General features: G+C 66.6%; 14 protein-coding genes and 1 tRNA gene. 7 read left to right on the top strand and 8 right to left on the bottom strand.

The window, feature by feature from the left end; genetic code table 11:
• Nucleotides 1-25: 25 nt before the first annotated feature.
• From AC5JDC_RS04595 to AC5JDC_RS04575, 5 genes are all read left to right on the top strand, one after another.
• Nucleotides 26-1,636 (top strand): ABC transporter substrate-binding protein, encoded by a 1,611-nt coding sequence (locus AC5JDC_RS04595; protein ID WP_495839520.1) that lies wholly within the window; start codon nucleotides 26-28, stop codon nucleotides 1,634-1,636.
• A 142-nt stretch (nucleotides 1,637-1,778) separates the two neighbouring features.
• On the top strand, nucleotides 1,779-2,762 hold the full coding sequence (locus tag AC5JDC_RS04590) for an ABC transporter permease (protein WP_495839518.1): 984 nt from the start codon (nucleotides 1,779-1,781) through the stop codon (nucleotides 2,760-2,762).
• A gap of 8 nt (nucleotides 2,763-2,770) precedes the next feature.
• Entirely contained in the window at nucleotides 2,771-3,646 is an 876-nt protein-coding gene (locus AC5JDC_RS04585) for an ABC transporter permease (protein WP_495839516.1), read from the top strand.
• Nucleotides 3,636-5,264 (top strand): ABC transporter ATP-binding protein, encoded by a 1,629-nt coding sequence (locus AC5JDC_RS04580; RefSeq protein WP_495839514.1) that lies wholly within the window; start codon nucleotides 3,636-3,638, stop codon nucleotides 5,262-5,264. The genes AC5JDC_RS04585 and AC5JDC_RS04580 overlap by 11 nt, the downstream gene beginning before the upstream one ends.
• Before the next feature lie 18 nt (nucleotides 5,265-5,282).
• Nucleotides 5,283-5,708 carry a helix-turn-helix transcriptional regulator gene (locus tag AC5JDC_RS04575; protein WP_495839512.1) on the top strand — a complete coding sequence of 142 codons (426 nt, stop codon included), beginning with the start codon at nucleotides 5,283-5,285 and terminating at the stop codon, nucleotides 5,706-5,708.
• A gap of 148 nt (nucleotides 5,709-5,856) precedes the next feature.
• Here AC5JDC_RS04575 and AC5JDC_RS04570 read toward each other — a convergent pair.
• The 8 genes from AC5JDC_RS04570 to betI form a co-directional block, all read right to left on the bottom strand.
• A tRNA-Pro gene (locus AC5JDC_RS04570) sits at nucleotides 5,857-5,933 on the bottom strand.
• Between the two features lie 149 nt (nucleotides 5,934-6,082).
• Nucleotides 6,083-7,546, bottom strand: a complete 1,464-nt coding sequence (gene betB / locus AC5JDC_RS04565) for a betaine-aldehyde dehydrogenase (RefSeq protein WP_495839510.1) — start codon at nucleotides 7,544-7,546, stop codon at nucleotides 6,083-6,085.
• Nucleotides 7,547-7,556: 10 nt separating this feature from the next.
• Entirely contained in the window at nucleotides 7,557-7,718 is a 162-nt protein-coding gene (locus AC5JDC_RS04560) for a CcmD family protein (RefSeq protein WP_495839605.1), read from the bottom strand.
• 49 nt (nucleotides 7,719-7,767) lie between these two features.
• Entirely contained in the window at nucleotides 7,768-9,420 is a 1,653-nt protein-coding gene (gene betA / locus AC5JDC_RS04555; RefSeq protein ID WP_495839508.1) for a choline dehydrogenase, read from the bottom strand.
• Nucleotides 9,413-10,402, bottom strand: a complete 990-nt coding sequence (locus AC5JDC_RS04550; RefSeq protein ID WP_495839506.1) for a threonine/serine dehydratase family protein — start codon at nucleotides 10,400-10,402, stop codon at nucleotides 9,413-9,415. The genes betA and AC5JDC_RS04550 overlap by 8 nt, the downstream gene beginning before the upstream one ends.
• On the bottom strand, nucleotides 10,399-11,040 hold the full coding sequence (locus AC5JDC_RS04545) for a glutathione S-transferase family protein (RefSeq protein ID WP_495839504.1): 642 nt from the start codon (nucleotides 11,038-11,040) through the stop codon (nucleotides 10,399-10,401). Before AC5JDC_RS04545 ends, AC5JDC_RS04550 begins: the two co-directional genes overlap by 4 nt.
• 1 nt (nucleotide 11,041) lies before the next feature.
• On the bottom strand, nucleotides 11,042-12,568 hold the full coding sequence (gene betC / locus AC5JDC_RS04540; protein ID WP_495839502.1) for a choline-sulfatase: 1,527 nt from the start codon (nucleotides 12,566-12,568) through the stop codon (nucleotides 11,042-11,044).
• Nucleotides 12,565-13,152: a transcriptional regulator BetI gene (gene betI / locus AC5JDC_RS04535; protein WP_495839500.1), complete on the bottom strand. Its 588-nt coding sequence runs from the start codon at nucleotides 13,150-13,152 to the stop codon at nucleotides 12,565-12,567. The genes betC and betI overlap by 4 nt, the downstream gene beginning before the upstream one ends.
• Before the next feature lie 202 nt (nucleotides 13,153-13,354).
• On the opposite strand from betI, the gene AC5JDC_RS04530 reads away from it, so the two are divergent.
• The gene (locus AC5JDC_RS04530) at nucleotides 13,355-14,521 is read left to right on the top strand and encodes an acetyl-CoA acetyltransferase (protein WP_495839498.1); all 1,167 of its coding nucleotides are present in this window, start codon (nucleotides 13,355-13,357) and stop codon (nucleotides 14,519-14,521) included.
• Nucleotides 14,518-15,261, top strand: a complete 744-nt coding sequence (locus AC5JDC_RS04525) for an SDR family NAD(P)-dependent oxidoreductase (protein ID WP_495839496.1) — start codon at nucleotides 14,518-14,520, stop codon at nucleotides 15,259-15,261. Before AC5JDC_RS04530 ends, AC5JDC_RS04525 begins: the two co-directional genes overlap by 4 nt.
• The last annotated feature ends 75 nt before the right edge of the window (nucleotides 15,262-15,336 follow it).

Here is a 15,336-nt window from a genome sequence, read left to right as displayed (position 1 = left end):
CGGCCACCAAAATGGGGAACCAAAGATGTCGGATGCTCGACTGCGTGAAATGCAATTCTGGGCCGAAAGACTGCGCAAGGGCGGAATTTCGCGCCGCGAGTTCCTTGGCCGGGCCGCGGCACTCGCGGCGGCGGCGGGCGTCGGCTCCAGCTTCATGCCCTCGCTGCTGCATGCGCAGGAGCCGAAGCAGGGCGGCTATGCGCGCTTCGGCATGTCGGACGCCTCGCAGCAGGACACGCTCGATCCGGGCACATGGCCGGCCAGCTTCGCGCAGGCGGCCTTCAACGGCTCGCTCTGCAACAACCTGACCGAGATCGCCGCCAACGGCGAGATCATCGGCGATCTTGCCGAGAGCTTCGAGCCCGCCGACGGCGCCAGGAAGTGGATCTTCAAGATCCGCGACGGCATCACCTTCCACGACGGCAAGAGCCTGACGGTGAAGGACATCCAGGAATCCTTCCACCACCACATGGGCGACGCCTCGTCTTCCGGCGCCAAGTCGCTGCTGTCGCAGGTGGAGACGATCGAGGCGGACGGCCCGAACACGGTCGTCTTCAACCTGAAGTCCGGAACGGCGGATTTTCCCTACCTCGTCGCCGACTATCACCTGTCGATCATGCCGGCCAAGGAGGGCGGCGGCATCGACTGGCAGCGCGGCGTCGGCACCGGCAGCTTCATCCTGGAGAATTTCGAGCCGGGCATCGCCGTCAAGATGAAGCGCAACCCGAACTATCACAAGGACAACAAGCCCCACTTCGACGAGGTCGAGTTCGTCGCCATCATGGATGCGACGGCCCGCCTCAACGCCTTCATCACCGGCGAGGTGGAGTTCATCGGCGATCTCGACGTCAACAACATCGCACTGATCGAGCGCAATTCAGACCTGGCGGTCGGTCGCATCCCGAGCCTGCGCCATTTCACCTTCGACATGGACACCTCGACGGCGCCTTTCGACAACCCCGACGTGCGCATGGCATTGAAATACGCGCTCGACCGCGACGACGTCATCCGCAAGGTGTTCCGCGGCGAGGCGATCAAGGGCAACGATACGCCGGTCGCCTCCGAAATGCCGTTCTACTTCGATCCGCAGCCGCGGCATGACTACGACATCGACAAGGCCAAGGCGCATCTGGCCAAGGCCGGCCTGTCGTCCCTCGACATCGATCTCTCGGTTTCCGAGGCCGCCTTCCCCGGAGCAATCGCTGCGGCCGTGCTCTACAAGGAGCATGCCGCCAAGGCCGGCATCAACATCAACGTCGTCCGCGAGGCCGACGACGGCTATTGGGAGAACGTGTGGCTGAAGAAGCCCTTCAACGGCTGCGACTGGTATGGCCGCGCCACCTGCGACTGGCTGTTCTCGACGGCCTATGCCGCCGACGCCTCCTGGAACAACACACACTGGAAGAACCCGCGCTTCAACGAACTGCTCGTCGCCGCGCGTTCCGAGACCGACCAGGAGCAGCGCGCCAGCCAGTATCGCGAGATGCAGCAGATCATCCACGACGACGGCGGCGTCATCACCGTGGCGTTCGTGAACTGGATCGTCGGCATTTCGAAGAAGATCGGCCACGGCGAGATCGGCGGCATCTTCCCGTGCGACAACCTGCGCATGACGGAACGCTGGTGGATGGCCTGACCATTGCGCGCCGGGCGGCGTTGACGGATGCCGCTCGCAATGGTCCGGACATCGTCGCCCACGCGGCGAGCCGGACCTGCGCTGTGCCGGCACCGGCTCGGGCGTAGCGTGCCGGACGGACAGGCGTCCTGGAATCAGAGCAATGACGGGGACATCGATATTGGCTTCACGGTCCCATCCGATCCTCAACATGACGGTGCAGCGGCTGGGTCTCGGCCTGCTGAGCCTGGCGATCGTCTCGGCGATCATCTTCATCGCGGTCAGCTTCCTGCCGGGCGACTTCGCCACCGCCATTCTCGGGCGCTCGGCAACGCCGGAAACGGTCGCCGCCTTCCAGCAGAAGCTCGGCCTGGACAAGCCATGGCCGCAACGCTACGTCGACTGGCTCGGCGGCGCGCTGGTCGGCGATTTCGGCGATTCCTTCTCGTCGCGGCCGGTCAGCACCGTCATCGGGCCGCGGCTGCTCAACACCCTGGCGCTGGCGGCGACCACGGCGGTCATCGCCGTGCCGCTGGCGGTCTTCCTCGGCATCGTCTGCGCGCGCTATCGCAACAAGCCGATCGACCGTTTCCTCAGCTCGGCGACGCTCGCCTCTATCTCGCTGCCCGAATTCTTCATCGCCTATGTGCTGATGCTGGTGCTGGCGACAAAACTTCACATCTTCCCTTCGCTGTCCAGCATCCGCCCCGGCATGGGCCTTGGCGAGCATCTCTACCGCATGGCGCTGCCGATCATGACGCTGCTGTTCGTGACGCTGGCGCACATGATGCGCAACACCCGCGCCGCGCTCATAGGCGTGATGTCAAGACCCTATATCGAGATGGCGCGGCTGAAGGGCGAGCCGGAGATGCGGATCGTACTGCGTCATGCCCTGCCCAACGCGATCGGGCCGATCGCCAGCGTCATCGCCATCAACCTCGCCTACCTGATCGCCGGCGTCGTCGTGGTGGAGGTGGTGTTCGTCTATCCCGGCATCGGCCAGACCATGGTGGATGCCGTGCGCAACCGCGACGTCCCGGTCGTCCAGGCCTGCGCCCTGATCTTCTCGGCCGCCTACATCATGCTGAACCTGATCGCCGACATCATATCGATCGTCAGCAATCCTCGACTGTTGCATCCGCGGTGAGGCAGGCCATGTCCGATTCCGCGATTGTCACGCCTCCGGAAAGCCTGGTGCGCCGCAGCCTCAAGGGACTGCGCGGCGCACCGCCCACGGCGATCGTCGGCCTTGTCATCGTGACCGCCTACATCCTCGTCGCCGCCCTGGCGCCCTGGATCGCGCCCTATGGCGAATACCAGGCGGTCTCGGACATGCCGTTCGCGCCGTGGAACTCCGAAAACCTGCTCGGCACCGACCAGCTCGGGCGCGACTTCCTGACCCGCATCATCTACGGCGCCCGGAATTCCATCGGCATCGCCCTGGTGACGACGGTGCTGGCCTTCGCCATCGGCGGCTTCTTCGGCATCATGGCGGCGGCCTTGCGCGGCTGGGCCGACCAGATCCTCAGCCGCTTCGTCGACGCGGTCATGTCGATCCCGGACCTGATCCTCACCTTGATGCTGCTGGCGATCTTCGGCCCGGCGGTGGTGAACCTCATCCTGATCATCGCCGTGCTCGATTCCACCCGCATCTTCCGCATCTCGCGGGCGGCGGCGATGAACGTGGTGACGCTCGACTTCGTCGAGGCGGCATCGGCGCGCGGCGAGGGGCTCACCTGGCGCATCGTGCACGAGATCCTGCCCAACATCCTGCCGATCCTCATCTCCGAATTCGGCATGCGCTTCTGCTTCGTCTTCCTGATGATCGCCGCGCTGTCCTTCCTCGGCGTCGGACTGCAGCCGCCGATGGCGGAGTGGGGATCGATGGTCCGCGACAACGCCGCGCTGATCAACATGGGCGACATCACGCCGCTCATCCCGGCGGGCGCGATCGCTCTGCTCACCGTCGGCGTCAACTTCGTCGCCGACTGGTTCCTCGGCAAATCGAGCGGTCTCGCCGATGACGAATGAACGTTCGGTCGTGGCAGCCGGCGACACCGTGCTCTCGATCTCCGGCCTGAGGATCGAGGCGCGGGTCAAGGACGAGTGGCTGGAGATCGTCAAGGGCGTCAGCCTGACCTTGCGCCGCGGCGAGGTGCTGGGGCTGGTCGGCGAATCCGGGGCGGGCAAGTCCACCATCGGCCTTGCTGCGCTCGGCTATTTCCGCGCCGGCTGCCGCCTGGCCGGCGGCAGCGTGCGCTTCGGCGGGACCGACCTGCTCGCCATGCCCGAGAGCCGGCGCCGCGCGCTCCGCGGCACGAAAATAGCCTATGTGGCGCAAAGCGCGGCCGCGTCCTTCAACCCCGCCAAGCGGCTGATGGACCAGATCGTCGAGGCTGCGGTGACCCGCGGCGGCATGCCGAGGCGCGACGCAGCGGCCAGGGCGGTGGCGCTGTTCCGCTCGCTGCAGCTGCCGGACCCGGAGCGCTTCGGAGACCGCTACCCGCATCAGGTGTCCGGCGGTCAGTTGCAGCGGGCGATGACAGCGATGGCGATGATCTGCCAGCCCGACCTGATCGTCTTCGACGAGCCGACCACGGCGCTCGACGTCACCACGCAGGTCGAGGTGCTGCTGTCGATCCGCAAGGCGATCCAGGAGCATGGCGTCGCCGTGCTCTACATCTCGCACGATCTCGCCATCGTCGCACAGATGGCGCACCGCGTCATGGTGCTGCGCTACGGCGAGGCGGTGGAGGAGGCGCCGATCGCGTCGATCATCGACGCGCCGAGACATCCCTATACGAAGTCGCTGTGGGCCGTGCGCAATCTGCAGGGAGCCAGCCACGCAGCCACGGGCGACGACCTCTTGCGCGTCGAGCAGATTTCGGCCTCGTACGGCACCTTCAAGGCCCTGGACGGCATCGATCTCGCGGTGGGGCGCGGCCAGACCGTCGCCCTCGTCGGCGAATCCGGCTCCGGGAAGTCGACGCTCGGCCGGGTGATCGCCGGACTCCTGCCGCCGGACGGTGGAACGCTCCGCTTTGACGGAGCCGTCCTGCCGCCCGTCGTGCGCAAGCGCGGCAAGGACATGCTGCGCCGCGTCCAGATCATCTACCAGTCGGCGGATACGGCGCTCAACCCGCGCCACAGCGTCCGCAAGATCCTCGGCCGACCACTTTCCTTCTTCCATGGCCTTTCCGGCGCGCAGCGGGAAAGACGCGTCCTCGAACTGCTGCGCATGGTGGAGCTGGAGGAGAGCTACGCCGACCGGCTTCCGGCGCAATTGTCCGGCGGGCAGCGGCAGCGGGTGGCGATCGCCCGTGCGCTGGCGGCCGAGCCGGAGCTGATCATCTGCGACGAGATCACCTCGGCACTCGACCAGATCGTCCAGGCCGGCATCCTGACCATGCTGGCGGATTTGCAGCGGCGCCTCGGCGTGTCCTACCTGTTCATCACCCACGACATCGAGGTGGTGCGGGCGATCGCCGACCGCGTGGTGGTGCTGAACAAGGGGCGGGTGGTCGACCAGGGCGCGAAGGCGGACGTCCTGTCGCCGCCGTTCCAGGACTATACGCGGCTGCTGCTGGAATCCGTGCCGGAGATGACGCCCAACTGGCTCGACCGGCTTGTCGAACGACGGGCGGCATAACCGCGCCAGGACGCCGAATTGCGCAGGCTTGTCGAAGATGTCTGCTCGTCACCTGACGGTTTGGCGCCGGACCCGGGCGGCATGGTCTGCGTCGGCTCGCTCAATGCCGGCAACAGGATGTCGCTTTCGGTAGCTCCTCACACGGATGCCGATCCGTTCGGAATCATGAGCGGCTCGCGTGCGGTCGTGATGATGCGCTCGATCGGCATAGCCGTGCCGGACGGCTTCGAAAAAACCGCAAGGCAGGTGTTCGGCCTCACGAACGCCGAAGCTACCCTGGCCAGATCGCTGATATCGGGCAGTTCGCTGCGTCAGGCGCCGGACGCGGCCGGACTGACCTTCAAGACGGGTCGCACATATCTCGACCGCGTCTTCGCCAAGACAGGCACGCACCGGCAGAGCGAGCTCGTCGCACTGCTGATGAGTTGCGGAATTCCGAACTGACGAGCAGCCGGCGCGGTGAACGGCTAACCCAAGCTTGCGTGTCCGAGCTTTCAAACCGATACCGGTGCGGGCTTGCGGCTACAAACCAATCTGTGCTGCGAAACTGTGCTGAACAGATATTTGAGAGAACCTAACTAATTGATTTTTCTGGTCGGAGTGGCAGGATTCGAACCTGCGACCCCATCGTCCCGAACGATGTGCGCTACCAGGCTGCGCTACACTCCGCGACCAGACGGGCGGCTTATAACTGTCGCCGGCAAAAGCCGCAAGCGGGAAACGACCGGTTCGCCGCCGATTCCCGGAGCCGATTCAAAAACTGCCGAAACGGCCGCAACAGGCTGAATTCCCGCAGGTTTCCGTCAGGGCGAGGCCGCTCAATAGGGGCTGGCGACGTCGCCGGTCTCGACATAGACCGACTTCACCTGCGAATAGTGACGCAGCGCCTCCAGCGCGTTCTCGCGGCCGATTCCGGACTGCTTGTAGCCGCCGAACGGCACTTCCACCGGCGTCAGATTGTAGGCGTTGATCCAGCAGGTACCGGCCTGCAGCTCGGCGACGACGCGATGGGCGCGCGGCAGGTCGCGGGTGAAGACGCCGGCGGCGAGCCCGAACTCGGTGTCGTTGGCGCGCGTCACCGCCTCGTCCTCGTCGTCGAAGGAGAGCACCGTCATGACCGGGCCGAAAATCTCCTCGCGGGCGATGCGCATGGAATCGGCCACGTCGGTGAAGATGGTAGGCTCGACGAAGCAGCCGCCTTCAAAACCCTGCAGCGACGGCACGCCGCCGCCATGGCGCAGCGTCGCGCCTTCGTCCCTGCCGATGGCGATGTAGCCCAGCACCTTGTCGTGCTGCGCCTTGCTGACCAGCGGTCCCATCTGCGTCTCCGGGTCGAGCGGATCGCCGATCCGGATTTTCTTCGTGCGCTCGACCAGCCGCTCGACGAAGCGATCGTGCAGCCCTTTCTGCACGAAGACGCGCGTGCCGTTGGAGCAGACCTGGCCGGTCGAATAGAAATTGCCGAGCATGGCACCGCCGACGGCGTTTTCCAGGTCGGCGTCGTCGAAGACGATCAGCGGCGATTTTCCGCCGAGTTCCATCGTGGCGTGCTTCATCAGCGAGCCGGCCATGCCCAGCACCTTCTTGCCGGTCGGCACCGAGCCGGTCATGGAGACTTTCGCCACCGCCTCGTGGGAGGCCAGCGCCGTGCCGACATCGCCAAAACCCTGGACGACGTTGAAGACGCCGTCCGGCAGGCCGGCCTCGGTGTAGATCTCGGCAAGCGCCAGTGCCGACAGCGGCGTGTTCTCCGACGGCTTGAACACCATGGCGTTGCCCATGGCGAGTGCCGGCGCCGATTTCCAGCCGGCGACCTGGATCGGATAGTTCCAGGCGCCGATGCCGACGCAGACGCCGAGCGGCTCGCGGCGCGTATAGGCGAAGGGACCCCCGAGATCGGTGTAGTCCCCGCCGAAAGCCGCAACCGCGCCGCCGAAATATTCGAGCGCGTCGGCGGCGGAGGCGGCGTCCGCCACCAGCGTTTCCTGGATCGCCTTGCCGGTGTCGAGGGTCTCCAGCCGCGCCAGCTCGCCGTTGCGCTCGCGCAGCAGGTCGGCGGCGCGGCGCAGGATGCGGCCGCGCTCGACCGGCTTCAGCCGCGCCCAGGCGGGCTGCGCCGCGCGCGCCGCCTCGACGGCGAGTTCGACCGTGTTCGACGTCGCCGCGTGCAGCATGGCGATGGTCTCGCCCGTCGCCGGATAGATCACCGGCAGGGCCGGGCCCTGCTCGTCCTCGACGTGGCGGCCATTGATGTAGTGCGAGGCTTTCGGCTGGGCTTTCACGACCACTCCACTAGTTCTGTTCGATGGAAACGCCGTTCTCGTCGAGCTTGATCTCCACCCCGTCCGGCTTGCTCTCCTCGCGCCAGACATAGGCGCCGAGGGCGACGACGATCACCGCAAGGACGGCGATGACGATATAGAGCTTGTTCTGCTGCATCAGTCCTGTTCCGATTTCCGTTGGGTCTAGCGGCGTTTGCCTGCGGACGCCAGCGGGAGCGGCCTCACCGGTCGCTCTCGCGCCAGCGCGGATTGTACCACGGCTGCTGGTTGGAGGGCGGCAGCGGCGCGCGGCCGAGGATGTGGTCGGCGGCCTTCTCGCCGGTCATGATCGACGGCGCGTTGAGATTGCCGTTGGTGACACGCGGGAAGATCGAGGAATCGGCGACGCGCAGGCCGTCTACGCCTATGACCCGGCATTCGGGGTCGACGACGCTCGTCAGGTCATCGGCGCGGCCCATGCGGCAGGTGCCGCAGGGGTGGTAGGCGCTCTCGGCGTGCTCGCGGATGAAGGCATCGAGTTCGTCGTCGCTCTGCACATGCGATCCCGGCGACAGTTCGGCGCCGCGATAGGCCTGGAAGGCGGGCTGGCCGAAGATTTCGCGGGTCAGCCGGATGCAGTGGCGGAAATCGGCCCAGTCCTCGGCGTGCGACATGTAGTTGAAGCGGATCACCGGTTTCGCCCGGGGATCGGGCGAGCGCAGGCTGACGGTGCCGCGCGACTTCGAGCGCATCGGCCCGACATGCGCCTGAAAACCGTGCGACTTGGCGGCCGACTTGCCGTCGTAGCGGATCGCCGCCGGCAGGAAGTGGAACTGGATATCGGGGTAATCCACGCCCGCCTTCGAGCGCACGAAGGCCGCGGCCTCGAAATGATTGGTGGCGCCGAGGCCGGTCTTGAAGAACAGCCATTCGGCGCCGATCATCGCCTTTGAGAAGGGGTTCAGCACCGAATAGAGCGTGACCGGCTGCGTTGCTTCCTGCTGGATGTAGAGCTCGAGGTGATCCTGCAAATTGGCGCCGACGCCCGGGCGGTCCGCCACCACCTCGATGCCGTTGGCCCTGAGCTGCGCGGCCGGGCCGATGCCGGACAGCATCAGCAGCTTCGGCGAGTTGATCGAGGAGGCCGCGACGATCACTTCGCGGCGGGCGCGGATGGTTAGGATCCGCTTTCCCGTCTCGATCTCGACGCCTACGGCGCGGTGGTTCTCGATGACAATTTTTCGCGCGAAGCCTTTGACGAGACTCACGTTCTGCCGCTTCAGCGCGGGCCGCAGATAGGCGTTGGCGGCGGACCAGCGGCGGCCGCGATGGATGGTCTGCTCCATCGCGCCGAAACCTTCCTGTTTGGAGCCGTTGTAGTCGTCGGTGAGCTCGAAGCCGGCCTCGGCGCCAGCCTCGACGAAGGCGGCATAGAGCGGGTTCTTGCGGGCGCCGCGCTGCACATGGAGCGGACCGTCGGTGCCGCGCCAGCCGTCCTCGCCGCCGCGCACGTTCTCCATGCGCTTGAAATAGGGCAGCACGTCGGCATAACTCCAGCCGGTGGCGCCGGATTCCGCCCAGTGGTCGAAGTCGCCGGCATGGCCGCGCACATAGACCATGCCGTTGATCGAGGAGGAGCCGCCCAGAACCTTGCCCCGCGGGGTGGCGAGCACGCGGCGACCGAGATGCGGCTCCGGCTCGCTGGCAAAACCCCAGTCGTAGAGGCTCATATTCATCGGGAAGGACAGCGCCGACGGCATCTGGATAAGCGGGCCGATGTCGGTGCCGCCAAATTCGATGACGATGACGGAGTGCTTTCCGTCCTCCGAAAGGCGATAGGCCATGGCCGAGCCGGCCGAGCCCGAGCCGACGATGACGAAATCCGCCTCAAGCATCGGCGACGTGTCTTGTGAAGTCGGCGAGCGAGACGTTGCCGCCGCTGGCGATGACGAGCACGTTCTTGCCCTTGACATCGACCTGGCCGGAGAGCAGCGCCGCCAGCGAGGCCGCGCCCGACGGCTCGAGCACCAGCTTCAGCCGCTCGAAGGCGATCTTCATGGCGGTGCGCACCGCGCTGTCGCTGACAGTCATGCCCCGCACGCCGGCGGCCTGCGCTGCCGCGAAGGGCGCCACGCCCGGCCGCCGCGCCATCAGCCCGTCGCAGATCGACGGCGCCACCAGCGGCATGGTCTCGATCCCGCCATGGGCGATCGAATTGCCCATGCCGTTGAAACCCTCGGGCTCGACGCCGTGGATCGCGGTCTGCGGTGAGAGATAATGGAAGGCGAGCGCCACGCCGCCGATCAGTCCGCCGCCGCCGACCGGGCAGAACAGGACTTCGGCCTCGGCGCCGCGCGCGGCAAGCTGGTCCAGCGCCTCCAGCCCGGCGCCGCCCTGGCCGGCGACGATCTCAGGATCGTCGAACGGATGGAGCAGCACGAGGTTTTCTTCCGCCGCGATCTGCCGGGCCCGCTCGGAGGCGACTTCTTCCCGCGCCCGCTGGCCGTGGTCGGTGACGACCACGGTGGCGCCGTAGCCGGCGGTGGCGTCGCGCTTGGCGGCCGGCGCGTCGATCGGCATGACGATGGTGACGGGAATGCCGAGCGCCTGGCCGGCGGCGGCGAGCCCCTGCGCGAAATTGCCGGAGGAATAGGCGACCACGCCGCGCTTCGCCTCGTCGGGCGAAAGCTGCTTGAGCCGCCAGTAGGCGCCGCGCACCTTGAAGGAGCCGGCCCATTGCAGCGATTCCGGCTTGACGAAGACGCGCGCCGCGCCGGTTCGCGCGGCCAGCGCCCCCGATTCCAGCATCGGCGTGACCTGCGTGGCCTTCGACGTCGCCGCGTAGGCGCGCCTAAGATGGTCGAGATCGGGGATCATTTCGCCCTCAGACTGTCGTAGGAGACCATGACGTGCTCGGCATAGGCCGGCCTTGCGGTGAGCCGCTCGTAGTAGGCGCGCAGGTTGGGCGTGTCGGCGCGTTCGAAATCGAGCGTGTAATAGCGGTAGAGCGGCGCGCCCACCACCATGTCGGCGAAGCAGACATCCTCGCCGCCGAGATAGGCGCCCTCGGCCAGCCGCGCGTCGAGCATGGCGGCGAGCGTCTTCAGCCGCTTCTCCGCAGCCGCGATCGCCGCCAGGTCGCGCTTGGCTTCGGGCACGGCGATCGACGGCCAGAAGATGCCGGTGAGGAAGGCCGGGCCGAAGCTGGTCTTGATCCACTCCGCCCATTTGTCGACCGTGGCGCGCGCCGCGGGCGAGACCGGCCAGAACTGTCCGTCGCCATAGCCGGCGCCGAGATAGCGCACGATCGCCGCGCTCTCCCACAGGAACGGCCCATCGCCGTCGCGCAGCACCGGCACCAGCCCGTTGGGGTTCATGGCGAGGAAGTCCGGCGTGTCGTTGCCGCCGAAGGCGCCGCCCACGTCGTGGCGCTCGCTGTCGAGGCCGAGCTCGGCCAGCGCCCACATGACGGTCTGCACGTTGACGGAGGTGGCTCTGCCCCAGACGGTGATCATCTCACTCTCCTCGCGGGAAACGCTTGCGCTCTTCGAGCACGTTGAGGTCCATGTGGTTGCGCATGTAGCGCTCGGACGCCTTTTGCAGCGGCTGGAATTCCCAGGGGTAGTAGGCGCCGTTGCGCAGCGCGGGATAGACCACCCAGCGCCGCGCCTGGTTCTCGCGCACGGCGGCGTCGAAGGCCGCCATGTCCCAGCGGGCGCGCACCTTGGCCATGAAGTCCTCGACCAGTGCCGCATTGGCCGGGTCGGCGGCGAGGTTCTTCAGCTCGAGCGGATCCGATTCAAGATCAAACAGTTGCGGCGGGTCGATCTCGCAATGCACGAACTTGTAGCGGCCCTCGCGGATGGCCACCAGCGGCGCCTGCGAGCCCTCGGCGGCATATTCCATCAGCACCGGCGTCGTACGCGGCTGCCCTTTCATCAGCGGAACCAGCGTTTCGCCGTCGGTCCACGGGCGGATGGCGCCGATGTCGATGCCGGCGAGGTCGCAGAGCGTCGGCGCGATGTCGAGATTGGAGACCGGCGTCTCGACCAGGCCGGCCGGAATGCCCCTGCCGGCGATCATCAGCGGCACCCGCGCCGAGCCCTCGAAGAAATTCATCTTGAACCACAGGCCGCGCTCGCCGAGCATGTCGCCATGGTCGGAACAGAAAACGACGACGGTGTCGTCGCGCATCCGTGTCGCTTCGAGCACGCCGAGAATCTCGCCGACCTTCTCGTCGATGTAGGAGATCGAGGCGAAATAGCCGCGCCGTGAGCGGCGCATGTCTTCCGCCGTGATGTCGAAGCTGCCGTAGTCGCTGGCGTCGTAGAGGCGCTGCGAATGCGGGTCCTGTTTTTCGCGCGCGATGAAGGGGACAGCCGGGTCGAGCGCCGGGCAGTCCTCGTAGAGGTCCCAATGCTTGCGCCGCGCCACATAGGGATCGTGCGGATGGGTGAAGGAGACCGTGAGGCACCACGGCCGGCGCTCCGCGTCGTCGCAATGCCGGGCATGGTCGTAGAGCTTCTGGATCGCGTGGAAGGCGACCTCGTCGTCATATTCGAGCTGGTTGGTGATCTCGGCGACGCCCGCACCGGTGACCGAGCCGAGATTGTGGTACCACCAGTCGATGCGCTCGCCGGGTTTTCTGTAGTCCGGCGTCCAGCCGAAATCGGCGGGATAGATGTCGGTCGTCAGCCGCTCCTCGAAGCCGTGCAGTTGGTCGGGGCCGACGAAATGCATTTTTCCGGAGAGGCAGGTCGAATAGCCGGCGGCACGCAGATGATGCGCGAAGGTTGGGACCGACGAGGCGAACTCGGCGGCATTGTCGTAGACGCCGGTGCGCGACGGCAGCTGGCCGCTCATGAAGGCGGCGCGGCCCGGCGCGCATAACGGCGACGCCGTGTAGTTGTTTGCGAAGCGCGCGCAACGGCTTGCTAGCGCCTTCAGATTCGGCACGTGAAGGAAATCCGCCGGGCCGTCCGGAAACAGCGTGCCAGCAAGCTGGTCGACCATCAGGATGAGGATGTTGGGACGCCGGGTCATGTGCTGCACTGCTTCAGCTTGGTCTCGACATAGTCCTCGACCAGCGCCGTGGCGCTGATCGGGTGCGGAAGGCCGTCGCGCAGGGCGCGGCGAATGTAGAGCCCGTCGATCATGGCTGCGATGGTTTCGGCCATGCGCTCGGCCTCGCGGCGCCCGGTGAGAGGCACGAGCCCGCTCATCAGGTTGGAGTAGAGCCGGCGGCTGTAGACGCGCAGCAACCGGCGCAGCGGCGTCGACTTCTGCGCCTCCCCATAGAAGGCAAGCCAGGCGTGCACGGTCTCCTGGCGGAACTGGCTGACGGAGAGGTTGACGCGCACCACCGCGGAGATGCGCTCGCGCGGCGTGCGGGTCTTGGCCAGCGCCGCCACCGTGTCGCGGCCGAGATCGGCGAGCAGGTGCCGCATCGTCGCCTGCAGCAGGTCCTCCTTGGCGCCGAAATAATGGTGGGCGAGCGCCGACGACACCCCGGCGCGGCCGGCGATGTCGGACATGGTGACGTCGAGCGTGCCGCGGTCGCTGATCGCCGAGATCGCGGCATCGATGAGGGCACGCCGGCGCAGCGGCTCCATTCCGAGCTTGGGCATTGGTCTTCTCCTGCGGCGAATTTATTTTTTATTGACGGGTCAATCAACAAAAATCGGCTGACCTGTTTCGGTTACCCAAGCGGCACCGAACAACCACTTCCATCTTTACCGCACTGCAAAAGCCGTTCATGATTGAACAGATTTGACGGCGTTGGAATTCCGCCGTTTTTGGCGCAACATGCACTACTCAGAGGAGGTCGCCATGACCGCATGCATCGTCGGCTGGGCGCATTCGCGTTTCGGCAAGCTGGAGGGCGAGACGCTCGAGGGCCTGATCACCAAGGTGGCCGCCGAGGCGCTCGAGCATGCCGGCATCGGCCCGCAGGACGTCGGCGAGATCGTGCTCGGGCATTTCAATGCGGGCTTCTCGCCGCAGGATTTTACTGCGAGCCTCGTCCTGCAGACCGACGACCGGCTGCGCTTCAAGCCGGCCACGCGCGTCGAGAACGCCTGCGCCACCGGTTCCGCGGCGGTGCGGCAGGGCATCCGGGCGGTCGAGGTCGGAGCGGCGAAGTTCGTCCTGGTCGTCGGCGCCGAGCAGATGACCACCACGCCGGGCCCTCAGGTTCAGCAGAATCTGATCCGTGCCTCCTATATGCCGGAGGAGGGCGACATTCCCGCGGGCTTCGCCGGCCAGTTCGGAAAGATCGCTGCGGCCTATTTCCAGCGACATGGCGACCAGTCGGACGCGCTTGCCGCGATCGCCGCGAAGAACCACAGGAACGGCGTCGACAATCCTTATGCCCATATGCGCAGGGATTTCGGCTACGAATTCTGCCGCCAGGAGAGCGACAAGAACCCGTTCGTCGCCGGTCCGCTGAAGCGCACCGACTGCTCGCTGGTGTCGGACGGCGCGGCAGCCCTGGTGTTGACCGACGCGACCACGGCGCTCTCCATGCGCCGCGCCGTCGCTTTCCGCGCCAACGAGCACGTGCAGGACTTCCTGCCGATGTCGAAGCGCGACATTCTTTTGTTCGAGGGCTGCGAGGAGGCGTGGGCGCGTGCGTTGAAGTCGGCCGGCGTGACGCTCGACGATCTCTCCTTCGTCGAGACGCATGACTGCTTCACCATCGCCGAGTTGATCGAATACGAGGCGATGGGTTTGGCGCCTCGCGGCCAGGGCGCCAAGGTCGCGCTGGAGGGCCAGACGGAGAAGGGCGGCCGGCTGCCCGTCAACCCGTCGGGCGGGCTGAAGGCCAAAGGCCATCCGATCGGCGCCACCGGCGTATCGATGCATGTGCTGACCTCCATGCAGCTCACCGGCGAGGCCGGCGGCATCCAGGTGAAGGACGCGAAGCTCGGCGGCATCTTCAACATGGGCGGTGCCGCGGTCGCCAATTACGTCTCCATCCTCGACCGCATCAGATGAAGCACTCGGCCGTCGTGACCGGTGGCGCCTCGGGGATCGGCATGGCCGTGGTGAAGCGGCTGCTGGACGAGGGCTGGCCGGTCGCGCTGGTCGATGCCGACGAGGCGGCGCTGGCGACGGCCGAAGAAGCTTTTTCAGACGAGAACGCGGTCTTCCTGGCCGCCGACGTGACCGACGAGGACGAGGTGGCGGAGGCTTTCGATGCGGTCATCGACCGCCTCGGCCTGATCGGCGGCCTGGTCAATTCGGCCGCCATCATCAGCGATCTTTCGGTGGAGGAGACGAGCGCCGAGCTGTTCCGCCAGATCCTCGATGTCAACCTGGTCGGCTCCTTCATTGCCGCCAAGGCGGCGCTGGAGCGCATGGGCGCCAGCCTGTCGATCGTCAACATAGCCTCGGTGTCCGGCCTGCGCGCCAATGCCGGCCGGGTCGCCTATGGCGCGTCGAAGGCCGGCGTGAAGCTGATGTCGGAGGTGATGGCCACCGAATACGGCCATCGCGGCGTGCGGGTGAACTGCGTGGCGCCGGGCCCGATCGAGAGCCCGATGACGGCGCGCCTGCACGGCGTGGAAGAGCGCAGGCTGTGGCTGCGCCATGTCCCGCAGGGCCGCTACGGCGAGCCGGAGGAGGTGGCCGCCGCCGTCGCCTTCCTGCTGTCGCCGGAGGCAAGCTACGTCAACGGCCACACGCTGGTGGTCGACGGCGGATTTCTGCCGACGGGGATCGTCGGCGACAGGTGAGGCTGCCGCAACGGCTTCGCTGCCAACCTGAAGCCGTGGACGAGGGCGCTTGGCACCCAATCCCTGGGGATGAAA

Source organism: Kumtagia sp. (assembly GCF_059502445.1).
This window is presented reverse-complemented; position numbering and strand designations above follow the sequence as displayed.

Excerpts from the sequence above, each read along its gene's own strand:
- AC5JDC_RS04580 (WP_495839514.1), top strand. The coding sequence starts at position 3,636 with ATGACGAATGAACGTTCGGTCGTGGCAGCCGGCGACACCGTGCTCTCG.
- AC5JDC_RS04585 (WP_495839516.1), top strand. The coding sequence starts at position 2,771 with ATGTCCGATTCCGCGATTGTCACGCCTCCGGAAAGCCTGGTGCGCCGC.
- AC5JDC_RS04545 (WP_495839504.1), bottom strand. The coding sequence starts at position 11,040 with ATGATCACCGTCTGGGGCAGAGCCACCTCCGTCAACGTGCAGACCGTC.
- AC5JDC_RS04590 (WP_495839518.1), top strand. The coding sequence starts at position 1,779 with ATGACGGGGACATCGATATTGGCTTCACGGTCCCATCCGATCCTCAAC.
- AC5JDC_RS04525 (WP_495839496.1), top strand. The coding sequence starts at position 14,518 with ATGAAGCACTCGGCCGTCGTGACCGGTGGCGCCTCGGGGATCGGCATG.
- AC5JDC_RS04595 (WP_495839520.1), top strand. The coding sequence starts at position 26 with ATGTCGGATGCTCGACTGCGTGAAATGCAATTCTGGGCCGAAAGACTG.
- AC5JDC_RS04530 (WP_495839498.1), top strand. The coding sequence starts at position 13,355 with ATGACCGCATGCATCGTCGGCTGGGCGCATTCGCGTTTCGGCAAGCTG.
- AC5JDC_RS04550 (WP_495839506.1), bottom strand. The coding sequence starts at position 10,402 with ATGATCCCCGATCTCGACCATCTTAGGCGCGCCTACGCGGCGACGTCG.
- betC (WP_495839502.1), bottom strand. The coding sequence starts at position 12,568 with ATGACCCGGCGTCCCAACATCCTCATCCTGATGGTCGACCAGCTTGCT.
- betA (WP_495839508.1), bottom strand. The coding sequence starts at position 9,420 with ATGCTTGAGGCGGATTTCGTCATCGTCGGCTCGGGCTCGGCCGGCTCG.
- betI (WP_495839500.1), bottom strand. The coding sequence starts at position 13,152 with ATGCCCAAGCTCGGAATGGAGCCGCTGCGCCGGCGTGCCCTCATCGAT.